Origin of the sequence: Kitasatospora sp. NPDC048194, assembly GCF_043202455.1 — a bacterium.
Classification (GTDB): domain Bacteria; phylum Actinomycetota; class Actinomycetes; order Streptomycetales; family Streptomycetaceae; genus Kitasatospora.
This window is the reverse complement of sequence record NZ_JBIDAK010000004.1, coordinates 123,844-146,597: the sequence shown is the minus strand read 5'-3', so window position 1 is coordinate 146,597 and position 22,754 is coordinate 123,844. Positions and strand designations below refer to the sequence as shown.

The 22,754-nt window shown below is 74.3% G+C and carries 23 protein-coding genes and 1 pseudogene; 14 read left to right on the top strand and 10 right to left on the bottom strand.

All coding sequences use genetic code 11. The features are described 5' to 3' along the window. Positions 1 to 242: 242 nt before the first annotated feature. From ACGF07_RS07620 to ACGF07_RS07610, 3 genes are all read left to right on the top strand, one after another. Positions 243 to 398: a DUF6131 family protein gene (locus ACGF07_RS07620; protein WP_350737518.1), complete on the top strand. Its 156-nt coding sequence runs from the start codon at positions 243 to 245 to the stop codon at positions 396 to 398. 49 nt (positions 399 to 447) lie between these two features. Further along, positions 448 to 1,719 carry a YbdK family carboxylate-amine ligase gene (locus tag ACGF07_RS07615; RefSeq protein WP_392896313.1) on the top strand — a complete coding sequence of 424 codons (1,272 nt, stop codon included), beginning with the start codon at positions 448 to 450 and terminating at the stop codon, positions 1,717 to 1,719. Between the two features lie 86 nt (positions 1,720 to 1,805). Next, a complete protein-coding gene (locus tag ACGF07_RS07610; protein ID WP_392896311.1) occupies positions 1,806 to 2,669 on the top strand; it encodes a 2OG-Fe dioxygenase family protein in 864 nt (287 codons plus the stop codon). Positions 2,670 to 2,745: 76 nt separating this feature from the next. Here the strand turns inward: ACGF07_RS07610 and ACGF07_RS07605 are convergent, their stop codons facing one another. Continuing rightward, positions 2,746 to 4,047, bottom strand: coding sequence for an MFS transporter (locus ACGF07_RS07605; RefSeq protein WP_392896308.1), 1,302 nt, complete (start codon positions 4,045 to 4,047; stop codon positions 2,746 to 2,748). Positions 4,048 to 4,111: 64 nt separating this feature from the next. Continuing rightward, positions 4,112 to 4,282 (bottom strand): annotated as a pseudogene (locus ACGF07_RS07600) (transcriptional regulator); the annotation flags it as partial. A 190-nt stretch (positions 4,283 to 4,472) separates the two neighbouring features. Between ACGF07_RS07600 and ACGF07_RS07595 the strand changes: the two are divergent. After that, on the top strand, positions 4,473 to 5,450 hold the full coding sequence (locus ACGF07_RS07595; protein WP_392896306.1) for an alpha/beta fold hydrolase: 978 nt from the start codon (positions 4,473 to 4,475) through the stop codon (positions 5,448 to 5,450). Positions 5,451 to 5,570: 120 nt separating this feature from the next. On the opposite strand, the gene ACGF07_RS07590 is transcribed toward ACGF07_RS07595, so the two are convergent. Beyond that, the gene (locus tag ACGF07_RS07590) at positions 5,571 to 6,155 is read right to left on the bottom strand and encodes a helix-turn-helix domain-containing protein (RefSeq protein ID WP_392896304.1); all 585 of its coding nucleotides are present in this window, start codon (positions 6,153 to 6,155) and stop codon (positions 5,571 to 5,573) included. A 121-nt stretch (positions 6,156 to 6,276) separates the two neighbouring features. Between ACGF07_RS07590 and ACGF07_RS07585 the strand changes: the two genes are divergently transcribed. Continuing rightward, the gene (locus ACGF07_RS07585; RefSeq protein ID WP_392896303.1) at positions 6,277 to 7,113 is read left to right on the top strand and encodes an EamA family transporter; all 837 of its coding nucleotides are present in this window, start codon (positions 6,277 to 6,279) and stop codon (positions 7,111 to 7,113) included. Positions 7,114 to 7,276: 163 nt separating this feature from the next. Continuing rightward, on the top strand, positions 7,277 to 7,984 hold the full coding sequence (locus ACGF07_RS07580) for a B3/4 domain-containing protein (protein ID WP_392896301.1): 708 nt from the start codon (positions 7,277 to 7,279) through the stop codon (positions 7,982 to 7,984). Positions 7,985 to 8,153: 169 nt separating this feature from the next. On the opposite strand, the gene ACGF07_RS07575 is transcribed toward ACGF07_RS07580, so the two are convergent. Then, on the bottom strand, positions 8,154 to 9,101 hold the full coding sequence (locus ACGF07_RS07575) for an alpha/beta hydrolase (RefSeq protein WP_392896298.1): 948 nt from the start codon (positions 9,099 to 9,101) through the stop codon (positions 8,154 to 8,156). A 41-nt stretch (positions 9,102 to 9,142) separates the two neighbouring features. Between ACGF07_RS07575 and ACGF07_RS07570 the strand changes: the two genes are divergently transcribed. Then, entirely contained in the window at positions 9,143 to 9,625 is a 483-nt protein-coding gene (locus tag ACGF07_RS07570) for a MarR family winged helix-turn-helix transcriptional regulator (protein WP_392896296.1), read from the top strand. A gap of 222 nt (positions 9,626 to 9,847) precedes the next feature. Next, on the top strand, positions 9,848 to 10,591 hold the full coding sequence (locus tag ACGF07_RS07565) for a class I SAM-dependent methyltransferase (protein WP_392896294.1): 744 nt from the start codon (positions 9,848 to 9,850) through the stop codon (positions 10,589 to 10,591). Between the two features lie 139 nt (positions 10,592 to 10,730). Here ACGF07_RS07565 and ACGF07_RS07560 read toward each other — a convergent pair whose 3' ends face one another. Then, the gene (locus ACGF07_RS07560) at positions 10,731 to 12,056 is read right to left on the bottom strand and encodes a M1 family metallopeptidase (RefSeq protein WP_392896292.1); all 1,326 of its coding nucleotides are present in this window, start codon (positions 12,054 to 12,056) and stop codon (positions 10,731 to 10,733) included. Between the two features lie 403 nt (positions 12,057 to 12,459). Between ACGF07_RS07560 and ACGF07_RS07555 the strand changes: the two genes are divergently transcribed. Further along, entirely contained in the window at positions 12,460 to 13,242 is a 783-nt protein-coding gene (locus ACGF07_RS07555; RefSeq protein ID WP_392896290.1) for a class I SAM-dependent methyltransferase, read from the top strand. Between the two features lie 114 nt (positions 13,243 to 13,356). Here the strand turns inward: ACGF07_RS07555 and ACGF07_RS07550 are convergent, their stop codons facing one another. Next, positions 13,357 to 13,749, bottom strand: a complete 393-nt coding sequence (locus ACGF07_RS07550) for a hypothetical protein (protein WP_392896288.1) — start codon at positions 13,747 to 13,749, stop codon at positions 13,357 to 13,359. Positions 13,750 to 14,094: 345 nt separating this feature from the next. Here ACGF07_RS07550 and ACGF07_RS07545 point away from each other — a divergent pair, with 345 nt between their 5' ends. Both ACGF07_RS07545 and acs read left to right on the top strand, forming a co-directional pair. Beyond that, positions 14,095 to 14,868 carry an acetate uptake transporter gene (locus ACGF07_RS07545; RefSeq protein ID WP_392896286.1) on the top strand — a complete coding sequence of 258 codons (774 nt, stop codon included), beginning with the start codon at positions 14,095 to 14,097 and terminating at the stop codon, positions 14,866 to 14,868. A 2-nt stretch (positions 14,869 to 14,870) separates the two neighbouring features. Then, on the top strand, positions 14,871 to 16,880 hold the full coding sequence (gene acs, locus ACGF07_RS07540; RefSeq protein ID WP_392896285.1) for an acetate--CoA ligase: 2,010 nt from the start codon (positions 14,871 to 14,873) through the stop codon (positions 16,878 to 16,880). Between the two features lie 110 nt (positions 16,881 to 16,990). Here the strand turns inward: acs and ACGF07_RS07535 are convergent, their stop codons facing one another. The 4 genes from ACGF07_RS07535 to ACGF07_RS07520 form a co-directional block, all read right to left on the bottom strand. Next, a complete protein-coding gene (locus ACGF07_RS07535) occupies positions 16,991 to 18,079 on the bottom strand; it encodes a mechanosensitive ion channel family protein (protein WP_392896283.1) in 1,089 nt (362 codons plus the stop codon). Positions 18,080 to 18,695: 616 nt separating this feature from the next. Beyond that, a complete protein-coding gene (locus ACGF07_RS07530; RefSeq protein ID WP_392896281.1) occupies positions 18,696 to 19,091 on the bottom strand; it encodes an SsgA family sporulation/cell division regulator in 396 nt (131 codons plus the stop codon). Between the two features lie 213 nt (positions 19,092 to 19,304). Then, entirely contained in the window at positions 19,305 to 19,673 is a 369-nt protein-coding gene (locus ACGF07_RS07525) for a PRC-barrel domain-containing protein (protein WP_350737576.1), read from the bottom strand. 143 nt (positions 19,674 to 19,816) lie between these two features. Further along, complete coding sequence (locus tag ACGF07_RS07520; RefSeq protein WP_350737579.1) at positions 19,817 to 20,251, bottom strand: SRPBCC family protein; 435 nt, start codon at positions 20,249 to 20,251, stop codon at positions 19,817 to 19,819. A 229-nt stretch (positions 20,252 to 20,480) separates the two neighbouring features. Here ACGF07_RS07520 and ACGF07_RS07515 point away from each other — a divergent pair, with 229 nt between their 5' ends. The 3 genes from ACGF07_RS07515 (at position 20,481) to ACGF07_RS07505 (ending at position 22,679) form a co-directional block, all read left to right on the top strand. Then, entirely contained in the window at positions 20,481 to 21,380 is a 900-nt protein-coding gene (locus ACGF07_RS07515) for a SigB/SigF/SigG family RNA polymerase sigma factor (RefSeq protein WP_392896278.1), read from the top strand. 164 nt (positions 21,381 to 21,544) lie between these two features. After that, the gene (locus ACGF07_RS07510) at positions 21,545 to 22,108 is read left to right on the top strand and encodes an STAS domain-containing protein (RefSeq protein ID WP_392896276.1); all 564 of its coding nucleotides are present in this window, start codon (positions 21,545 to 21,547) and stop codon (positions 22,106 to 22,108) included. A gap of 100 nt (positions 22,109 to 22,208) precedes the next feature. Continuing rightward, positions 22,209 to 22,679: an ATP-binding protein gene (locus ACGF07_RS07505; RefSeq protein ID WP_392896274.1), complete on the top strand. Its 471-nt coding sequence runs from the start codon at positions 22,209 to 22,211 to the stop codon at positions 22,677 to 22,679. Positions 22,680 to 22,754 lie beyond the last annotated feature (75 nt).

Below are 22,754 nucleotides of genomic sequence, written 5' to 3'. Positions count from 1 at the left end.
CCGCGTCGTGCACGCGAGGGAGCGGTGCCGTGCCGCGCCGTGCGCACCCGGTCCGGGCGCGCCGGTCGCTTCCGCGGGGAAACCGGGCGCGCACGAGGTTTGGCCCGCCCGAACGGCGGTAGACGCGTGTCTCGGGTGGAGCCGAAGGACGGACGGTCCCACTTCAGGGGACGGCCCCGGGCGCCGGACCGGTCCACCGCCCCGTTTCGACAGCCGTCCCGTCAACCAACCCGGAGGGCACCGTGATCGTCGTCGGCGTCATCCTGCTCATCATCGGCTTCGTCACCGGGATCTCGATCCTGTGGACCATAGGCATCGTCCTGCTCGTCATCGGCCTGATCCTCTGGATCGCGGGCGCTCTGGGACACGCTGTCGGTGGACGTCGCCACTACTACTGACCGGTCCGGTGCTTCCGACCGGTCCCGTCCGGCCGATGGGGGGTCCGCGGTGACGGACAACACCGGGACCGTGAACGCGGCGACCCGGGCCCTGCGGCCCGGGCCGTTCGCGACCCCGGACGGCGCGGAGCCCGAGGACCGCAAGCCCCAGGACCGCAAGCCCGAGGAGCGCGCGCCCGAGGGGGGCCCGCCGACGGTCGGAGTCGAGGAGGAGTACTTCCTCGTGGACGCCGGCACCCGCGCCGTGGTGCCGGCCGGTCCGCGGCTCGCCGCCCGGGCCGCCGGTGTGCTCGGCGCGTCGGTGTCGGGGGAGTTCACCGACCTCCAGATCGAGGTGCGGACGACACCCTGCACCACCATGGACGAGCTGTCCGCCCAACTGGCCCGGTTGCGCCGGGAGCTGGCCGCCTGCGCCGCCACCGCGAACCTGAGGGTGTGCCCGAGCGGGACGCCCGTGATCGGCGGCGGCGCCGGTGCGGTCCCCGTGGGCGACCACCCCAGGTACCGCGAGGGCGTGGACCTGTTCCGCACGATGATGGACGACTTCGCCGTCAGCGCGCTGCACGTCCACGTCCACCTGCCCGACCGCGAGGTCGCGGCCCTGGCCGGGAACCACCTGCGGCCCTGGCTGCCGTTGCTGGTCGAGATGAGCGCCAACTCGCCCTTCCACGCCGGACGGGACACCCGGTACGCCAGCTGGCGGTCGGTACTGCGCCTGCGCTTCCCGAGCCTCGGGCCGCCGCCGTGGGTCGACTCCTTCGACGGCTACCGGCAGGTGGCCACGGCCATGGCGGACGTCGGGGGCATGTCCTTCGCCGAGCTGCCGTTCTGGGACACCCGCCCCCACCCCTGCCTGCCCACCCTGGAGGTGCGCTGCATGGACGTCCCGGCCGACGCCGCCGACTCCGTGGCGCTGGCGGCCGTCGTGCGGGGCCTGGTGGTGACCTCCGCCCGCCTCGCCGAGCAGGGTGACAAGGGCCCGCGGCTGGGCGGCGAGGTACTGCGGGGCGCGTACTGGTACGCCACCCGGGACGGCTGGCCGGGGGAGGGCGTGGACGCGCTCTCCGGCCGGAGACTGTCGGCTCCCGAGCGCGCCCGGCGGCTGGTGGCGCACATCGGTGCGGCCCTGGAGGAATACGGCGACCTGGAACGGGTCGAGGCCTTCCTCGACCGGCTGGCCGCCCGGGGCAGCGGCGCCCACCGCCAGCGCGCCGCCTACCGTTCGGGCGGTCTGCCGGCCGTCGTGGACGACCTGGCGGCCGGCATGACAGCCCCCGACACCGCCCGCACGGCGGATCACGCGGCGGCGCCACCGCCGTAGGCGTGCCAGGTTGAAGGGGCGCGACCGGAGCCGAGCGGGGAACGGACCCCGCCGACGGCCGCCCGTGAACTCAGGAGGAGGAGCCGATGGACACGATCCTGGACTCAGACGGCCGGCCGGCCGCCACCGGTGCGCCCGGCACCGCCGACCGGCCGCCCGAGCCCCCGACGGTCGAACAGGCCGTACGGGTGCGCCGCGACGGCTACGCCCGGCTGGGCGCCGCCGACCTCGGCGTCGACCTCGAGGCCATGGCGGACGATTTCGGGCGGCTCGCCGGCGCCTACGACGACCTGCCCCCGGACCCGTACGCCAAGGAGACCAACCGGTTCCGCCGCTACTCCCACGCCGTCTACCTGCCCTGGACCGGTGAGCTGTCCTACATCCCCGGCGCGCCCGACGACGAGTTCGGCACCGTCACCGAGTACTGGCAGGACGAGCACAACCCCGAGTACCCGAGGGTGCGCCGTCGGCTGCCCGACATCCCGACCGCCCTGCACGGCAACCGGCTGCTCGACGCCGTGATCCGGGCCGACCTCGAGCACGCCCTGTGGCTGGAGGACCTGCACCGCGTCCCCGTCTACGTCGGCATCCACCTGATCGCGCTCGGCGTCCGGGACCGGGACCAGGTAGCGGTGTCCTCGCCGAACTGCCTCCACCAGGATGGTGGTTCACCGGCGACCTTCACCTTCGCCCACCTCGTCGGACGGCGGAACATCGAGGGCGGCGAGAACGTCATCGCCACCCCCGAGAGCGCCGGCCGGCAACCCGACGCACTGCCCCCCGAGGCCGTCCACGACCGCTTCGTCCTGAGCGACCCACTGGACGGGTACGGCGTGCACGACTGCCGGGTCAGCCACTACGTCGGCCCGGTCCGACTCGGGGACGACGGCCCCGAGGGCCGGCGCGACATCCTCATCGTCGGCGTCGCCCCCTACACACCCGGGCTGTAGCCCGACCCGACGGCGCGGCAGGGGACCGGGCCACCGGCCCGGTCGCCCCGCCCTCGCCGGGCACCCGCTGCGGGCGCTACCGTCGGGGCAGCTCTGCCCGGCGGACCGCCCGCGAGGCGAACGCGAGGGCCGCCCCGAGACAGGCCAGGCCGCCGCAGCCGGCGAAGACCGGCGCCGCGCCCCAGACTCCGACGGCGGCGCCGACCACCGGGTAGCTGAGGGGCGCGAGGCCGACCATGGTCAGCATCGCGACGGAGGTGACCCGGCCGAGGTAGGCCGGGTCGGCGGCGGTCTGGATCAGGGCACTGTCCAGGCTGCCGAAGACGCCCGCGCCCAGCCCGACGAGCGCGCCCAGCAGCGCAGCCGCCCCCAGGCTGGGAACCGACGCCATGGCGGCCGCACCCACGCTGCCCGCCGCCAGCGTCGCCGCCATCGTCAGACCGGGCCGGGGGAGCCAGCCGGCGACGGCGACCAGCGCGGCCCCGGCGGCAGCACCTGCGCCGAAGCAGGCGACGATCCAGCCGTAGCCTGACGCGCCCCAGCCGCGTTCGGCGTTCAGCAGCACCAAGCCCACGTTGAGGATGCCGGACAGGCCGAGCTCGCTGACGGCCCCGGCGGCGACCAGCGGGCCGATCAGCGGATGGCGGCGGATGTAGCGCAGCCCGTCCAGCAGCTCACCCCGGGCCTCGACCCGGCCCTGCGCCTGCTGCTCACGGCGGTCGGACGGACCGGACGGCTCGGACGGCTCGGACGGCTCGGACGGCGCATCAAGGCGGTGGAGCCGCACCGCCAGCAGCAGCGGTAGGGAGACGGCGAAGAGCAGGCCCGCGAGGGCGAAGGCGACGGCGGGACCGCCGAGCCCCATGGCCAGGCCGCCGAGCGGCGGCCCGGCGACCTGGCTGACGCGCATCACCAGCGAGCGCAGACCGGCGACCCGGGCCAGCTGGTCCGCGCCGGTGATGCGCGGCGGGAGGGCGCCGACGGCGGGAACGAAGAGGGCGTCCACCGCCCCGAAGACCACTGCCACCGCGGCCAGCAGCCAGAGCGCCGGCGCCGTGACGGCCACGGCAACGGCGGCGGCGAGGATCAGCAGGCAGCGCACGGTGTCGCTGCCGAGGATCACCCGGCGGGGGTCGAACCGGTCGGCGGCCACGCCGCCACCCAGCATCAGGACCGCCCGGGGCAGCGCTCCCGCGGCCATCACCATGCCGACCTCGGTGGGCCCGGCGGTCTTCTGGGCAGACCAGCCGAGGGCCAGGAAGTAGACGCTGTCGCCGACCAGCGAAGCCGTGTAGGCGGTGAGCCAGCGCAGCACGTTGGCATCGCGATGGGCAGGGGCAGGGGGGAGCAGGGGCGGTGCGGTCTCCACGGTGGCCAAGGCGGGCTCCAACTGGTCGGTGACGGCGCGGTGGTGGCGCACGGTGGCGGTGCGCGGAGCCGGGTCAGGGGCGGAAGGGGAAGCCGTACACGTGAACCGACACGTGCTCTCGACCCTCGATGTCACCGGCGGCCCGCGCGGCCTTCCAACGATCCCGCCAGCGCCGCGACAGCGCCTGCAATTCGTCAGCCAGCTCGGCGAGTTCGGCTGAGGTGAGGTCGAGCATCCACTGGTTGAACTTCCCACCTGCCGGTGGGTGGGCGTTTCCGGAAGGAAGGAAGGTGACCCGGGGACAGCGGCTTTGCCGGAACAGCAAATCGGCTGGGCCTCCTGGCGGGTGCTCGCCCAGGATCGTGGGCGGAGCCCGCAGTGCGGGCAGGTGGCGCCGCTTCCCGCGCGCGCCGGGTCGAAACCTCGGAGGACGCATGCCGCAGCAGGACGCACCCACCCACCGACTGGTCTCCTCCGGCGGCCGGCGGATCCATCTGGTGGAGCAGGGCTCCGGGCCGTTGGTGCTGCTGGTGCACGGCTTCCCGGAGTCCTGGTACTCCTGGCGCCACCAGCTCCCCGCCCTCGCCGCGGCCGGGTACCGCGCGGTCGCCCTCGATGTGCGCGGCTACGGCCGCTCCTCCAGGCCCGCCGAGCCGGCGGCCTACCGGATGCGTGAGCTGGTCGAGGACAACGTCGCCGTGGTGCGCGCGCTTGGCGAGGCGTCGGCGGTGGTGGTGGGCCATGACTGGGGAGCGACGATCGCCGCCGACAGCGCGCTGCTCCACCCGGAGGTGTTCAGCGCGGTGGGGCTGCTCAGCGTCCCCTACGCTCCGCGTGGCGGTCCGCGACCCGGCGAGGTGTTCGCCGGGCTGGGCGGGGGGGAGGAGTTCTACGTCTCCTACTTCCAGCAGCCGGGGCGCGCGGAGGCCGAGATCGAGCCGGACGTCCGGGGCTGGCTCGCGGGCTTCTACGCGGCACTGTCGGCCGACACCATGCCGGCGCCCGGCTCCCCGGACCCGCACTTCGTCGCCACCGGCGGCACGCTGCGCGAGCGCTTCCCCTCCGGACCGCTGCCGGGGTGGCTCAGCGAAAGTGATCTGGACTTCTACGCCGGGGAGTTCGAGCGGACCGGCCTGACCGGGGCGCTGAACCGCTACCGGAACATGGACCGGGACTGGGAGGACCTCATGGCCTACCACGGTGCCCCCGTCACCCAGCCGTCGCTGTTCGTCGGCGGCACCCAGGACGCCTCCACCACCTGGCTGGCCGACGCGATCGCGGCCTACACCGAGACCTTGCCGGGGCTGACCGGCTGCCACCTCCTCGAGGGCTGCGGCCACTGGATCCAGCAGGAGCGGGCCGACGACGTCAACCGGCTGCTGGTCGAGTGGCTCGGCGCGCTTCGGAGCTGAGCGCCGCGGTGTGCGGGCCGTCCTGTGCGGTGGGGCGGTGCGCCCCCTCGCCGCACGGCGATGCCGGGCCCGGCGGGGGGGAGGAGCGCGGCGCCCGGCGTCGAGGGGGGATCCCGGCGGTCAGGCCGTGGTGGCGGGGCCCGGTGGCAGGTGGACGGTCATGATCAGGTGACAGGGCCCGGATCCGGCGCCGCGGTAGGTGTGCGGGGCGTCGCCGTCGAAGGTGGCGGTCTGGCCGGCCTCGACGGCGTGTTCGGTGCCGTCGACGACCAGGGTCATCCGGCCGGAGGTGACGCTGACCGTCTCCACGACGCCGGCCTGGTGCGGGTGGCTCGGGTACTCCTCGCCCGGTTCCAGCCGCCAGCGCCACACCTCGACCGGGGCCGGGCCGGAGGTGGTCAGCATCAGCCGGGCCTCACCGCCGTGCTCCCCCGTCCACAGGGGTGCGACGGCGTCGGCCGCGACGACGCGCACGCGGCCCTCGGGTCGGCCCTGCATCAGCGCGGACACCGAGATGCCCAGGGTGTCGGCGAGGCGCACCAGGGTGGCCAGGTTGGGGTTGCCCTGGGCCTTCTCCAGACCGACCAGGGCGCCCTTGCTGACCTGGGCGCGTCGGCTGAGCTCTTCCAGCGACAGCCCCGCGCGGACGCGGGCGGCCCGGACGTTGTGCGCGACCGTCCGCAGTGCTTCGGCCGTCTCGGTCACCTGATCACCATCCTCACTCGGACCACTCTAGTGCACCGCCCGGTCGGTTCGTTGGCACGCGGCGGTCGGTTTGATGTACGTTGTGGTCGTTCCATTGTGAGTCCGCGAGGGATGTACCACCGTGATCGCTCTGCTCCTTGCCCTCGGCAGCTCCCTCGCCTACGGGTGCGCCGACTTCGTCGGCGGTCTCGGGGCCCGCAAGGCCCACGTGCTGCGGACCGTGCTCATCGCCGCCCCGGCCAGCCTCGCCGTCGAACTGCTGCTGTGGCCCGTACTCGGCGCCTCGTTCGGCGCGGGAGCGCTCGGCTGGGGCGCCGCCTCGGGTGTCGCCTCCGCCGCCGCCTTCGCGCTGCTCTACCGCACCCTGGCGATCGGACCGATGAACGTGCTGTCCCCCGTGACGGCCCTGGTCTCCGCCGCGCTGCCGGTCGCCGTGGGACTGCTGCAGGGCGAGCACCTCGGCGCTGCCGGAGTGATCGGCCTGCCGCTTGCCCTGGTGGCGATCGTCCTGGTGAGCGCCGGTCAGGGTGCCGGCGCGGCGCGCCCCTCGCGCACCGCCCTGCTGCTCGCCTTCGGCGCGGGCGCCGCCATCGCCCTCCAGCTGGTCTGCCTGCACCAGGCGCCGGCCGGCAGCGGCGTGGCGCCGCTGATCGTGGGCCGTGCGGTCTCCTCCGCGGTCACCCTGGCCGCGGCCGGGGCGATGCGCCGCAGGCTGGGCGCGGAGCGGCCCGCGTACGCGATGTCGGCCGCCGCCGGAGTACTGGACTCGGTGGCGAACCTGCTGTTCCTGCTCGCCGTGCGCGGCGGGGACCTCACGGTCGTCGCCGTGATCACGGCGCTCTACCCGGCCGGTACCGTGCTGCTCGCCCGCGGCGTGCTCGCCGAGCGCATCCACCGCGGCCAGGTCGTCGGGCTCGGCGCCGCCGCCCTCGCGGTCAGCCTCCTGGCCCTGGCCTGAGCCGCCGCCCTCGCGGTCAGCCTTGCGGCGCCGGCCCGAGCCGCCGAAGGCGGGCGCCGCCGAACCCCGGCGCAGCCGGAAGCCGGTACCGCCGCCGCGCCGGGCCGCCGATCACCTCCGGCGACCACGGCACGCCCCCCACCGCCACAGGAAAGGACCGCCCATGCCCCGCCTCCGGCTCGACCCCGCCGTCGCCCACGCCTTCCCCGACACCCGCATCGCCGTGCTCACCGTCACGGGCCTGCGCGGCCGGGAGCCCTGGCCCGGCACCGACGCCGCACTCGCCGAACTGGAGCGAGGGCTCGCCGACGGCAGCCGGCGGCCCGCCGACGAGACCGACCCACGCATCGAGGCCTGGCACGCCGCCTACCGCTCCTTCGGCACCAATCCCCGTCGCAGCCGCCCCAGCGTCGACGCCCTCGGCCGACGCCTCGTCAAGCGCGGCACCCTGCCCCGCATCGGCCCCGCCGTCGACTCCTACAACGCCGTCTCCGTCCGGCACGGCCTGCCCGCCGGCGCCTTCGACCTGGACCGCGTCACCGGTGACATCACCATCCGCCACGCTGACGGCGGCGAGGCCTTCACCCCGCTCGGGGAGCCCGGCACCGTCGAACACCCCGCGCCGGGCGAGGTCGTCTACGCGGACGGCGCCGGCGTGCTGACCCGCCACTGGAACCACCGCGACGCCCACCGCACCCGCGTCACCGAGGAGTCCGCCCGCGTCCTCTTCCTGCTGGAAACCGTCCGGGCCACCCGGGACGGGCACCTGCTCGACGCGGCCGCCGAGGAACTGCGGGGCCTGCTCGCCGCCCACGCGGACCGGGTGGGGGTGCAGTTCCTCGGCCCGGAGCACGCGGACGTCCTCGTCTGAGCGTCGGGCGGGTGGGCCGTGCGCTCCGGCGGGCGCGATGCCGTCCGGTCCTGCGCGCCGTTCGGCCCTGCGCGCCGTTCGGTCCTGCGCGCCGTTCGGCCCTACGCGCCGTTCGGTCCTGCGCGCCGTTCGGTCCTGCGCGCCGTTCGGTCCTGCGCGCCGTTCGGTCCTACGCGCCCGAGGTCCGCGCGGCGGCTCCGGCGCGGATCCGCTGACGCAGGAAGAGGGCGGCGCGGTCCAGCGCCTCGTCCGCCTCGTCGAGGACGCCGGCGAACGCCTGGAACACGTGCGGCACGTCGGCCGTGACGTCGAGGATGACGTCCACGCCTGCGGCCCTCGCCCGCGCGGCCAGGCGGGTGGAGTCGTCCAGCAGCACCTCGTTGGAGCCGACCTGGATCAGCATCGGGGGGAAGCCGGTCAGGTCGGCGAGGACGGCCGGGCTGAGCAGCGGCTGGTGCGGGTCCGCTCCGGCGAGGTACATGGCTCCGGTGTGGTCGAGTGCCGCGCGGGTGAAGACCGGGTCGATGCCCTCCTTGGTGTCCATGCTCTCGCCGGTCCGGGTCGCGTCCAGCCCGGGGGAGAAGGCCAGGATCGCGGCGGGCAGCGGCAGGCCCGCGTCCCGGGCGGCCAGGCAGGTGGTGACGGCCAGGCCGCCGCCGGCGGAGTCCCCGGCGAACACGAGGGCCGAGGGGTCCGCGCCGCTGTCGAGGAGGGCACGGTAGGCGGCCACGCAGTCCTCGATCGCGGCGGGGAAGGGGTGTTCGGGGGCAAGCCGGTAGTCCAGCGAGTACGCGCCGAAGCCGGTCCTGGCCACGAGGTTGCCGGTGAGCGAGAGGGCGGTCTCGGGGGAGCCGAAGACCCAGGCGCCGCCGTGGAAGTACAGGATCGTTCCGGAGCCCGGGCCGTCCGTCCCCGCCTGCGGTCCGGGGTTCGGTTCGACGCGCAGGGCGGGCCGGTCGCCGAGCGTCGTCGGTGCGGTCCGGATGCGGTCGTGGGGCACGATCATCTGCGCCATCAACTCCCGGAAGCCCGCCCGGATCTGCTCGACCGACTGGGGGCCCTGGGGGTGCGGCTGCCGCAGAAGCCGGTCGATGCGTATGCGCTGGTCCCTGCTCATGGGCACACTCCTCGCAAGTAGCTTCCGGTACACTATATGCCATGGAATATACATCGGGTGGCGATCGGCCTGCGGGCGAGCTCGCCAAGGTCTTCGCCGACCTGGTCCGCTGCGAGACGCGCGTGTACAACGCGCTCAACGACCGCCTGCGGGACGGGCACGGGATCGTCACCTCCCAGTACGAGTTCCTGAGCTACCTGCGTGACCACCCCGGGTGCCGGGTGGCGGACCTGGCCGGCGAGTTCGCCATCGGCGTCGGGGCGACGAGCAAGGGCATCGACCGGCTGGAGAAGCAGGGGTGGGTCGCCCGCCGGCCGAACCCCTCGGACCGCCGGTCCTCGCTGCTGGCCCTGACCGACGACGGCGCGCGGCTCGTCGAAGAAGCGGAGCGGACCTTCACCGGCGGGCTGGCCGAGCTGCTCGGCGGCAATCTCGACGGGCCCTCACTGTCGGCGGTCGCACAGGCCCTCTCGGCCCTGCGGTCCGCGCTCGAACGCGACCAGGTGGGCACGCCGATCGGCTGACCGGGGGCGGGGTGACCTGACGTTCCGACAGGCCGCGCGTCGTCCGGGATTGGGCGATGGCGGGCACCCGCCCCGGGGCGCCGGCCGAGTTCTTTGTGTCATCTGCCAGTACGGCGGCCGGGTCGGGGGCGGGAGACTTTCCGCCACGGCCGCCGCCCATCAGCACGTTCGGAACGGGGGGCGGCGGCCGTCCACAGGATGACGACACGGGAGGGGCGGCGCATGGGCGCGCAGCAGTACGACGAGATCGGTGAGGCGTTCGAGGGCTTCAAGTCGCTGCCGTTGATCCGGTACGGGGAAGTGCCCAGCTTCCTGGGCCTGGTCGGGGACGTGAGCGGGAAGTCCGTCCTCGACCTGGCGTGCGGCACCGGCTTCTACAGCAGGGAGTTCATGCGGCGCGGAGCCAAGGAGGTGCTCGGCGTCGACATCTCCGGTGAAATGATCGCCGTCGCCCGGGAGTTCGAGCGGCGGGAACCCCTGGGGGCGCGCTACGAGGTCGGTGACGTGGCCGAACTCGCGCCGCTCGATCGGCGGTTCGACATCGCGCTGGCGGTCCAGTGCCTCAACTACGCGCAGTCCCGCGCGGAGCTCGAACGGATGTGTCGCAACATCCACCGCAATCTGGTGCCCGGTGGGGAGCTCTTCGTGTTCGCCCAGAAGCCCGACTACCGGTTCGACTGCGCCTCCCTCGAGAAGTACGGGTTCCGCTGCGAGCCGACCGGCGAGGAGATCGAGATCGGCCCGCGGGCGCGGGTCACGGCGCTCCTCGACCCGCAGCCCATCAGCATCCTCGGCGTGGTTCCGCGCCGCCAGGTCTACGAGGAGTCCCTGCGGGCCGCCGGGTTCGGCGAGCTGGAGTGGGTGCCGCTGCAGGTGTCCGAGGCCGGTGTCCGCGAGTACGGCGAGGAATTCTGGGCGGACCTCCTCGCAAGCCCGCCGCTGGAACTGCTGCGCTGCCGCGCCTGAGGCCCTTCCCGGCTCGCCTCCCGCCCCGGGGGCGAGCCGCACCCGGCCGTGTGGACAGGGGGCACGCCGGCTGCGCCCTGCCCGGCGCCTTCGGCGGACTCCGGGCCGGAAGGGGCGCGCCGGCTCCTCCGGCGGTGGTTCAGTCGAGCCGGTGCTCGTGCCAGAAGGCGCTCAGGTCGACTGAGGTCGCGGCCTGGGCGGCGGCCTTGAAGTCGGCGGTGGTCGAGACGCCGAACCAGTGGGCGCCCGCGTAGTCATGGAGCAGGGCGGCCATCGTCCCGGCCCCGATCAGACGGCGGAGTTCGTGCAGGGCGCAGGAGCCGCGGTCGTAGACGACCGCTTCGTAGCGGTCGGGGTGGGCGTCCCAGTAGCTCATCGCGTTGGTGAGGCGTTCCTCGGCGGACCGCCAGGGCGTGGCGGCGGTGCAGCCCTCGCCGAAGTCGCCGAGGGCGAGGTCCATGGCGTACTCGGCGAAGGACTCGTCCAGCCAGGGCGCGCGGTACTGGTCGTCGCCCACGATGCCGTACCACCACTGGTGCGCCAGCTCGTGGATGACGGCGGATGGCCTGATCCGGTCGAGGATGAAGGCCGGGTACTCCATGCCGCCGAAGTCGAAGGCGTCGTCCAGGACCATGGCCAGCTCGCCGTACGGGTAGGCCCCGTAGCTTCTGGAGTGGGCGTCGACCGTCCGCAGGGAGAGGTCGAGCATCGCGCGGGCGTCCTCGGCGCGGATGCCCGCGGCCGCGTAGACGGCGATCCGGACGCCGTCGGCCGAGCGGCCCGTCATGCGACGGAACGGCCCGGCGGCCCAGGCGAACTCCCGTACCCGGCGGGCCGTGGCCCGGGTGAGCGTACGGCCCGGCTCGCCGGGTGCGTCGACGGCCGTGCCGGTGGCGGGGACCAGCAGGTCGGCGGGATGGTCCAGGGTGACGGCGAAGTCGGACGCCAGTGCGTAGAAGGACTCACCGAGGTCGCTGTACGGGTCCAGGTGCCAGCCCTCCCCGTCGTGGACGGCGAGGACGGGCAGGGCGTTGCCGAGGAAGCTGAAGGCACCGTCGCGGCCGAAGCGGTCGACGCGGTGCGGGACGTCGACGGCCAGGTCGAACGCCACGCTGCCGGAGGCGCCCTGCGGCAGCGGCCGGGGCAGGGCGACGCGCAGCGCGGTGCAGCCGACGGAGTACGGGCCGTCCAGGCCGGACACCCGGACGGGCGGCGCGGCGCAGCCGCCGTGCGCGTTGCCCCAGAGCCGCAGGTACACCTCGCGCAGCGGTTCGGCCGAGGCGTTGCTGAAAGCGATCCGCTCGCGGCCGCGCCAGTGCGAGCCGGTGGCGTCGCTGCGCAGCTCGACGGTGTAGGCGGGCGCACCGGGGGTGCGCGGCGGATCGGCGCCGTCGTGGCCGGGCGGTGCGGCGGCGACCGTCAGGAGCACGGCGAGGAGGGCGAACAGGCGGAGCAGGCGTCGCATGCCGTGGACTCCTTTCCGGATGGGGATCGTTTCGCTCCGCCTTCGTACCAGGCGGGTCCGACGACGCGGGTCCACCGGTGAGGGGGCGGCCCGGCCTAACCACCCGCCCAGGTGGAAACTGGGATGCCGGAGTTGACGGCCCGGCGGGCGGCGGGGCGGCGGCGACACCCGGGCAGGAACGTCCCTGCGTCCGGTCGGGGCCGCGCCGCGGTGCAATGGGGACGGCCGCGCCGCGGTGCAATGAGGGAAGCCGTACCGCGGTGCAGTGAGGGAAGCCGTACCGCGGTGCAAGGGAGCGGCCGCTGAAGCCGCACCGCTCGGCCGTCCCGCACCACCTCCGCCGCGAGCCCTCCGCCCGCGGCCCCCTTCCGAGCCCCCGCACACACCACAGGAGACGCTCCCGATGGAGCCGACGACCACCGACACCGTTCCGGTCCGCGTACTCGACGTCTCGGGCGCCGACTACCGCCGGGCCTTCGAACTCTTCCTCGCCGGTACCGACGAGAAGCCCCGCACCCACGCCCGGCTGAGCGAGATCGCGGCCGCACTCCCGCAGCGCCGGGTCCTGCTCGACCTGGGAGCCGGCGAGGGCCGCACCACCGCCCACCTGGCCCGGTCCTTCGACCGCGTGATCGCCGTCGAGCCCAGCGCGGCCATGCGGGAGAAGCTCCGCGCCGCCTGCCCCGAGGCGCTCGTCCTCCCCGAGCCGATCGACCGGGCCCGGCCGCCCGAGCCGGCCGACCTGGTGCACCTCTCCCACGTGCTCTACTACGTCCCGGAAGGCGACTGGCTCCCCACCGTCTCCAGGGCCCTGGACTGGACGGCTCCCGGGGGCGCCCTGCTGGTCGTGCTGCAGAACCCCGACAGCCCGTGCATGCGGATGGCCGAGCACTTCACCGGCGCCCGCTACGACCTGCGGCCCCTCCTCGACCGCCTCCGCACCGCGCACCCCGCCCACGACTACGCCCTGGAGACCCTCGCCCTCCACTACCGCACGCCCCACCTCGGCGAGGCCGTCGACGTCGCCGAGTTCATGGTGAACGTCGCCGACCTCGCGACCCTCGACGCCCGGCCCACCCGCGCGGCCCTCACCTGCTACGTGCGCGAACACTTCACCCAGCCCGACGGCAGCTACGCGATCGGCCACACCCAGGACATGCTCATCGTGCGCCGCGCCCAGGCCTGACCCCGCCCGGCGTGACCCCGCCCGGCGTGACCCCGCCGGGCCTGACCCCGCCGACCCCGGCCTTGTCCGCCCTGCCCCGGGGCCCGGGTGCACCGGACGGGGTGGGGCGGCCCGTCACGGCCAGCCGGGCGGCCTCGTGCTGGTCGTGGCGGTCGGCGTGGCCGAGGCGGCGACGATCGAGTCGCAGGCGCGGCGGACCTCCGTGGCGGCCCAGCCGGAGGGCAGGGGACCGCGGGCCCTCACGGCGGCGGCCTGCCGCTGGAGCTCCCGGAGTGCACCGCCCTGGGCGTTGGAGAGGCCCATCTCCTGGTAGTCGCCGAGATCGGTGCCGCCGTCCAGGTAGGTCCGCAACCAGGGCAGGACGCTCAGCACGCAGTCGGTCACCCGGTCGGCGGAGGACGGCGCGGCCGCCACGGAGGGCGGCGCCGTGGGCGGTCCACCGCACGCCCACGGCGCCAGGGCCGCCACGACCGAGCCCAGCAGGCCCGCCACGCGCCGTGTCCGCATGCCCGCATTGTGGCCGCCACGGGTCGGACGCACCAGAGCCCGGCCCGGCGCACCGAAGAGTGCGCCGATCAACGGGCCGAAGAGCGGATCGAAGAGCGCACCGATCAGCGCACGTCGAGCGTGCCGGAGGCCTCGGCCCCGAAGGCGCCCCGCCGGCCGTTTGAGCGGGTGCGGACCGGAAAGGCGCGCTCGGTGCGACGGGCTGCCGCGCCGCGGAGCCTTCCGGCCGGCAGCACCACCGCCGATCAGCGGGTGCCCGGAACACACCGCATCCCGTTCGGCGCCGTGTCCGACGTCGGGCACGGGCGGGCGGCTGCGGTCGGCACGCCGTGGAGAGGAGTCATCGTGGCAGTTCCCGGCCGGACCGATCCAGGGTCCGTACTTCCTCCCAGACCGCCGGCCCCGCCGGCCCCCAGCACCGTCGCCGATCCGGGTGCCCTCGGCCTCGGGGCCTTCGCGATGACCACGTTCGTGCTGAGCTGGTTCAACGCGGGCCTGATCAACGAGTCCGTGGCGGCCGTGGTGCTGCCGCTGGCCCTGTTCTACGGAGGCATCGTCCAACTGCTGGCAGGGATGTGGGAGTTCCGGCGCGGCAACACCTTCGCGGCCACCGCCTTCGCCTCCTTCGGCGCCTTCTGGCTGGCGTACTGGGGCTTCGTGCAGGCCGTGGTCCCGCACCTGCTCCACGCCCACCAGCTCTACCAGGCGACGGGCCTGTTCCTGTTGGCCTGGACGATCTTCACGGCCTACATGACGATCGCCGCCCTGCGGACGACGGCAGCGGTGCTCGCGGTGTTCGTGAGTCTGACCCTGACCTTCCTGCTGCTGACCATCGGTGCTTTCGCCCAGTCCGACGGCTGCACCAAGGCCGGGGGCTGGCTGGGGCTGCTCACCGCCCTGATCGCCTGGTACGCCTCCTTCGCGACCGTCACCAACGGCACCTTCAAACGGACCGTCCTCCCGGTGTGGCCGCTCGGCGGCGCCGCTGCGCCCGCCGGTCCGGGCGGTACCGCTCCTCCGGCTGGCACCGTCCCGCCGGGCGGTTCCGTTCCGCCCACCGGGCCTTCGGACCCCGGGTTCGGGGAGGCCAGAGGATTCCCGGACCGCCCCGGGGAGTAGCGATGACTGACGAGACTCCGTCCAACGAGACGCTGTCCAACCTGTCGCACGAGGAGCGCCGCTTCCCGCCGCCCGCCGAGCTGGCCGCGTCCGCCAACGTCACGGAGCGGACGGTGTACGAGGCGCAGCGGGACCGGCTGGCCTTCTGGGCCGCGCAGGCGCAGCGGCTCAGCTGGGCCGAGCCGTGGACCGAGGTGCTCGACTGGTCGGACGCGCCGTTCGCCCGCTGGTTCGTCGGCGGCCGTCTCAACGTCGCCCACAACTGCGTCGACCGGCACGTCGAGGCCGGACACGGTGATCGGGTCGCCTTCCACTGGGAGGGCGAACCCGGTGACACCCGTACCCTCACCTACGCGCAGCTCAAGGACGAGGTCTGCCGGGCGGCCAACGCGCTGACCGAACTCGGCGTGCGGGAGGGCGACCGGGTGGCGATCTACATGCCGATGATCCCGGAGACGGCCATCGCCATGCTCGCCTGCGCCCGGATCGGGGCGCCCCACACCGTCGTCTTCGGCGGCTTCTCCGCCGACGCCCTCAGGGGGCGCATCATCGACTGCGACGCCCGGGTGGTGATCACCGCGGACGGCGGCTACCGCAAGGGCTCCGCCTCCGCGCTGAAGCCGGCCGTCGACGACGCCGTGGCCGACTGCCCGGAGGTGCGCACCGTGGTGGTGGTGCGCCGCACCGGTCAGGAGGTGTCGTTCACCCCGGGCCGGGACGTCTGGTGGCACGACCTGGTGGACCGGCAGTCGCCGCACCACGAGGCGCGGCCCTTCGACTCCGAGCACCCGCTCTACATCATGTACACCTCGGGGACGACCGCGAAGCCCAAGGGCATCCTCCACACCTCGGGTGGCTATCTGACGCAGGTCGCCTGGACGCACTGGGCCGTCTTCGACCTCAAGCCCGAACGGGACGTCTTCTGGACGGCCGCGGACATCGGCTGGGTGACCGGCCACTCGTACATCGTCTACGGTCCGCTGGCCAACGGCGCCACCTCGGTGATGTACGAGGGCACCCCGGACACCCCGCACCAGGGGCGGTGGTGGGAGATCGTCGAGAAGTACCGGGTCAGCATCCTGTACTGCGCGCCGACGGCGATCCGGACGTTCATGAAGTGGGGCGAGGAGGTGCCGGCCGCCTGGGACATGAGCAGTCTGCGGATCATCGGCTCGGTCGGCGAGCCGATCAACCCGGAGGCCTGGATGTGGTACCGGCGCACCATCGGCGGCGACCGGTGCCCGGTGGTGGACACCTGGTGGCAGACCGAGACCGGTGCCCAGATGATCAGTCCGCTCCCGGGCCTGAGCGTCTGCAAGCCCGGGTCGGCGCTCCGCCCGCTGCCCGGGGTCAGCGCCGAGGTGGTCGACGACCACGGTGTGCCGGTCCCGAACGGCGCCGGCGGATACCTGGTGCTCACCGAGCCGTGGCCGGCCATGCTGCGCACCATCTGGGGGGACCGCCAGCGCTACCTCGGCACCTACTGGTCGCGGTTCCCGGGGGTGTACTTCGCCGGGGACGGGGCCAAGAAGGACGAGGACGGCGACATCTGGCTGCTCGGCCGGGTCGACGACGTGATGAACGTGTCCGGCCACCGGATCTCCACCACCGAGGTGGAGTCGGCGCTGGTCTCCCACCCGAAGGTGGCGGAGGCAGCGGTGGTCGGCGCGGCCGACGTGACGACCGGGCAGGGCATCGTCGCGTTCGTGATCCTGCGCGCGGACGCGGCGACCGGTGCGGGCGACGGCGGCCGCGACATCGCCGAGGAACTGCGCGCCCACGTCACCCACGAGATCGGCCCGATCGCCCGGCCCCGCCAGATCCTGGTGGTGCCGGAGCTGCCGAAGACCCGCTCCGGGAAGATCATGCGCCGCCTGCTGCGGGACGTTGCCGACAACCGCAGTCTCGGCGACGTCACCACCCTCACCGACAGCTCGGTGATGCAGCTCATCAAGGACCAGCTGCCCGGAGCGGGAGAGCCCGGGGCCGGCAGCGGTCGGGACGAGGGCTGACGGACCGCCGACGTGACGCCGGCGGTCGGCGTCGCGTCGGCGGTCCGTCAGCGTCGCGTCGGCGGAGCCCGGGGAGGGGCGCGGCCAGCGGCAGGGCCCCGGCGGGTGGGTCAGGGCATGCGGCCGCGGGGCACCGTGACGTCGCCCTCCCGCAGCTGCCCGGGGACCCGGTCCGACGCTGCGTCCGCGACCGGGACGCGCGGCAGCGCGTAGGGGTGGTGGTCGCGCAGGTAGCCGATCAGGTGCTCACGAAGCCTGCACCGCAGTTCGAACGCGTCGTCGGCGTTCGCCGCCGTGGCGAGGGCCCGGACGACGATCGTGGTCGGGGTGGTGTCGACCACCTGGAGCGCGCTGCCCTGGCCGTCCCAGAGGTCGCTCTTGGCCAGGAAGGCGTCGAACTCCTCCCGCAGCAGCCCGACCGGGGTGTGGTGGTCGAGGTGGAGCAGCGCCGTCCCGGTGATCCGGCTGGTGCGGCGCGACCAGTTCTCGAAGGGGCGGCCGACGAAGTAGGACATCGGCATCACCAGCCGCCGCTGGTCCCAGGTCGCTATCACCACCGCGGTCAGGGTGATCTCCTCGACCGTCCCCCACTCACCGGCCACCACGACGACGTCGCCGATCCGGGCCAGGTCGCCGAAGGCCATCTGCACCCCGGCGAACACGTTGGCCAGCGTGCTCTGCGCCGCGACACCGGCCACCACGCCGACCAGCCCGGCCGAGGCCAGCAGGCTGGTGCCGACCCCGCGGACCGCCGGGAAGGTCATCAGCACGGCTCCGAGGGTGGCGACGGCGACCACCGCCTGGCAGATCCGGCCGAGCAGGCTGGCCTGGGTGCGGGCCCGGCCGGCCCAGGCCGCGTCGCGGCGGTGCACGGCGAGCCTCAGCGCGCTGTCCACCAGCAACGCCACCACCCGGGCGCACAGCCATCCGCCGGCGGCGATCGAGAGGATCACGAGGAGGTGCCGCAGCTCCTCGCGGGTGGCGGTCGGCGGGTCGATCCACGGCTGTGCGGCGGAGAGCAGCAGGCACGCCGTCAGCGCCAGCACCGGGCGGCGGCACCTGCGTACCATCCGCGGGACACCCTCGGCACTGCCCTGGATCGTCAGCCGCCGCGCCACCAACTGCATCATCCGGTCGAGGCCATAGGTGAAGAGGGCGGCCGCGACACCGACGACGGCGAGGCGGAGCAGACTCCACATGTGCCGGTCTCCTTCCTGTCTGCGGGAGTTGGGCACGGTGACGCCCGGTCGCGGGAGGCGGTGCCACCACGCCGACGGACGCCGCCCGGGGGAGCTGGGCGGCGTCCGTCGGCCCGTGACCGGGCTCGCTGACCGCCGGTCAGTCCGGCGGCTCGGGGGGATGGGGATGCCCCGGTCGGGGCGCGGCCGGGCCGGGGGCCGGCCGGACGGGGCCGGGCGCCGGTGGTGGGTCCGGCGGCGGGACGGGCGAACCGGGTGGTGGCGGCGGGTCGGGGACCACGGGCGGGCCGGGCGGCCGGGCCGGTTCCGGGGGCACCGGCATCGGCGGCCCCGGCGGTTCGTCGGGCTGCGGCAGGACGCCCGGCTGGGCGGGTGCGCTGGTCATGGGGGCTCCTCTCGGTCGTTCCGTGGGTTCGGTGCGTGAGCCGGGTTCACCGGCTCGGTCCGTGGGCTCGGCGCGTGAGCCGGGTTCGCGAGGCGGGTCCGTGGGCTCGGCGCGTGAGCGTGGTTCGTGGAGGCTCGGTCCGGGAGGCCGGTCTCGCGGGGCCGCGGTCCGGCGGGCCGTGGGGTGGATGACGCCGGGCCCCGCCCGCCGCCGAGGGCAGGGCCCGACGGCTCAGGCGGCCAGCAGGTCCTTCAGGCCCTGGTCCCAGTCGATCCGGGTGTGTTCGCGCCCGGGCGGAACCATGCCGGCCGTGGCGGCCAGGAAGCGGGCGACCGGCTCGGCGGAAGCGGCGAGCAGGGCCACGCCCTCGCGGCCGCCGAGTGCCACCAGCACCCGGTCGTTGTCGTAGGGCGTCACGTGGACGTCGCCCTCTCCCGCAGGGTGGAGCAGGCCGGTGACGAGGAGATCGCGCGAGAGCGTCCACACCGTGCCCGGCTGGTAGGACGAGAAGTCCAGGTCCACCGCGTGGGGATCGTCGGCCCGGTAGGACCAGCCGACCTCCAGGTCCCGGCTGCGTTCGTCCCCGGTCATCAGCCGCATCGTGATCCGGGTGGTGAGACGTTCCATCGAGCGGGTTCTCCTTCCCCGTTCCGTCCGCAGCGGGACGGTCGCGGCCGGTCCTTCCGTCGGTCTGCCGCGGTCAGTCCCGTCCGGTGCTGACCCGTGGTGGTGCTCGCCCGGCCGGTGGCGCCGGCCCCTCCGGTGGCGCCGGCCCCTCCGGTGGTGCCGGCGTCTCCGGCGGGGCCGACCGGTCCGGCGCGGTGTCCGGCCGCTGCCGGGTCACATGATCCGGCCGCCGTAGAACCGGTCGTAGTAGGGCCCGAAGCGCTCGCGGGTGTCGTTCTCCTGGTGGTCCTCGGACTCGTCGAGGTCGGGGCTGTGCTTGATCTCGTCCCTGGACCGGTCGACGTAGACCTTCTGCTCGGCGATCTCGATGCGCGTCACCGTGCCGGCCGGGAGCAGGACGCGCCTGCCGAAGATCCACGGGCCGGTGTCGACGACCAGGTACTGTTCGCCGACCTCCTCGGACAGTTTGTCGACCTTGCCGATCGAGCCGTCGGTGGCCTCGACGTGGAAGCCGATGAGGTCGGTGCCGGCGGTGTGCCCGGCGGCCGTGCGGAACTGCCAGATGTCGTGTCGTTCGCTCATGACTGCCTCCGTTCGCTTCCTCGTGGACCGGGCCCTCCCGTACGGCCCGGCCGGTCGTGTCCGCTCGACTGCCCCCGATGTCGAGGTTCATGCGTTCGGATCGCCCTTCGGCGTCCGGAACGCCGTCCGGGGCAGCAGGCCGTTCAACCGGCCGTGGCCCCGCTGCTCAGCTCGACGTGGTGCTTGAAGTCGTTCAGGTCGTCGATGACCCTGCGGTCGACGAAGCCGAGTGCCTCCGCGAGGTGCTCCCAGAGCCCGTGCGGTTCGATCTCCAGCTGCAGCATGACCCGGGTGGTGCGCTCGTCCACGTGATGGAAGGTCACCACGCCGCTGTGGCGGACCGGGCCGGACCCACCGTCCCAGGCCACCCGTTCGCCCTCCACCACCTCCGTGGTGACCGCCTCGAACTCCCGTCGGCCGCCGGCGGTTTCGACCACCCAGCTGCTGCTGCCGGGGCCCGACACGTCGACGCTCAGCACCCCGCGCATGAACTGCGGGAAGTCCTCGCAGCGGATCCACTGCCCGTAGACCTCGTCGAGCGGCGCCGCCACCTCGACCGACTCCTCGATCCGTCCCATCGTCTCCTCCTCGACCTCCGGCGTCCGGGTTCCCCCGACTCCGCCGCCCCTGCGGCGGTCCACACCGGTCCGGGTGCCCCGATCCGGGCCGGGCATGCACAGTGTGTGCCGTCTCGACTACTCGCCGGCCCGGCAGGGAAGTTCACGCGATCCGCACCCGGGGAGGGGCATGGACGAGGCTCCCGGGGGTAACCGGGGGCGGACCGCAGGCCGAGCGGAAGGGAAAGCCATGGCCACGACCGGTGACGACCTCCTCCACCGCGCGACGGCCCCGGGCCGGGCGGCGCCGTCCGTCACCGCTCCGACCGCCTCCCGCCCCGCCCTCCCCGAACTCGCCGGCATCGAGGACGTCCGGCGGGTCGCGCCCGCCGACGCGCGCGAGCTGACCCGGGTGCTGCTGGTCCGGCTCGCGGCGCTCGACGAGGGCACCCGCGCGTACTCGTACGTGCGGGCCACCCTCATCGAGCTCAACCTGTCCCTGGTCCGGATAGCGGTGCACCGCCTGGGCACGCGGCGCGAGTCCGAGGAGGACCTGGTGCAGGTCGGCTCGCTCGGCCTGATCAAGGCGGTCGACCGCTTCGACCCCGGCCACGGCGTCGAGTTCACCACCTACGCCCTGCCGACGATCCTGGGGGAGATCCGTCGCCACTTCCGCGACACCACCTGGGCCGTCCACGTGCCGCGACGCCTCCAGGAGTTGCGCATCGATCTCGCCAAGGCCCGCGACGATCTGTTCCAGCGGCTGGGCCGCGCGCCGACCGTGCCCGAGCTCGCCGAACACCTCGGACTGCCGGAGGAGGAGGTGGTCGACGGGCTCGCCGCCGCCAACGGCCGTACCGCCGGCTCCCTGGACGCCCCCGCCGCCGAGGGGGAGGACGGAGAGCCGGCCACCCTCCTCCAGTGCCTCGGCGAGGAGGACCCGAGGTACGCGAGGATCGAGGACCTGATCGCGCTCAAGCCCCTCATCGCGGCGCTGCCGGAGCGCGACCGGCTCATCCTGTCGCTGCGCTTCGGCGAGGACCTCACCCAGGCCCAGATCGGCGACCGGCTCGGGCTGTCCCAGATGCAGGTCTCGCGTCTGCTCGGCCGCACGATGAAGCGCCTGCGCGCCGGCCTCGCCATCACCTGAACCCGGGTCACGGTCCGCGGGACCGTCCGGGACCGGTCGAATTCGGGCCAGGGCCTGGCCGTAACGGCATCGACGTGCCTAGGCTCGTGGAGGACGCCCGTGGAGGGAGTGCGAGGACGATGCGGCCTGAGGAGACGACGCCGGAGGAGGAGGGGCCCACGACCGTGCCCCCGGTCCCCGCCGCCTTCGAACCGCCGCCGCCGAGCACCCCGGCGCGGTTCCGGCCGACCGGGGCGCCCCTGCGCCGGCCCCACTCGCCGGAGGCCCGACTGCGCCGGCCCGACCTGTCCGGACACCAACTGCCCGAGCCCCGACTGCCCGAGCCCCGACTGCCCGGGCTGCGACTGGTCGGCTTCGACGCGGCGACGGGTGGTCCGGTCCGGCCCGACCTGGCCGTCCGCACCTGGCACACCGAGAACCTCGCCGTGGTCTGCGCCTTGGCGGGCGACCTCGACGTCGAGACGCTGGCCCCCGCGCGGAGCACGCTCGACGACCTGGTGGACCGGCATCCGCCGCTGCTCGTCGTCGACCTCGGACACGTCGACTTCTGCGACTCCTCCGGGCTGAACCTGCTGCTGAGGACCCGGCTGGCGGCCACCGCGGCGGACGTCGGGTTCCGCCTCTCGGCCCCGTCCGAAGCGGTCCGGCGGCTGCTGGAACTGACCTGCGCCGACAGCGTGTTCTCGCTCCACCCGTCCCTGGAGGCCGCACTGACGGCGCCGCTGTGACCGCTGCCGCCGGGCGATCGCGCATGATCCCGCGGCGGTCGGGAAGCCGAGCAGGCGAAGCGGAGAGCCACCCAGTGCCGAAACGGAGGGGAACCCGTTCATGACGACCAGCCGGGCCACCCTGGACGGCGACCGGTCGGGTGCCGGTCCCACACTGCCCCCCGGCGGACAGCGCCGCCGCCTGCACCTCGCCGGGCTGCCCAAGCCCGTCGCCCGCGCCCGGACGTACACCGCGCAGGCCGTCGCCGACTGGTCGTGGCCGACGGGCGCCGCCGGTGCCTGGGACGACATCGTGCTCCTCGTCGCCGAGCTGGTCGCCAACGCGACCCTGCACGCCGGCGGTCCGGTGGAACTGGTCCTCGACGCCTCCGAGGCCCGCCTGCGGATCGAGGTCGGCGACCGGTCGACCACCCTGCCCGAGCCGCGCCGGCCCCACCACCCCGGCCTGCCCGGCGGGCACGGCCTCTTCATCGTCCAGAAGACCGCCACCCGCTGGGGCGCGCTGCCGCACGACGACGGCAAAACGGTCTGGGCCGAGATCGACGCCCCGCGTCCGGCCACGGGAAGTTGAGCCCGGAATAGGCCCCCCGGCGGAGGCCGGGAACGGGCACGGCGGCCGTTCACAGTGAATCGCGAAGTTGTTGAC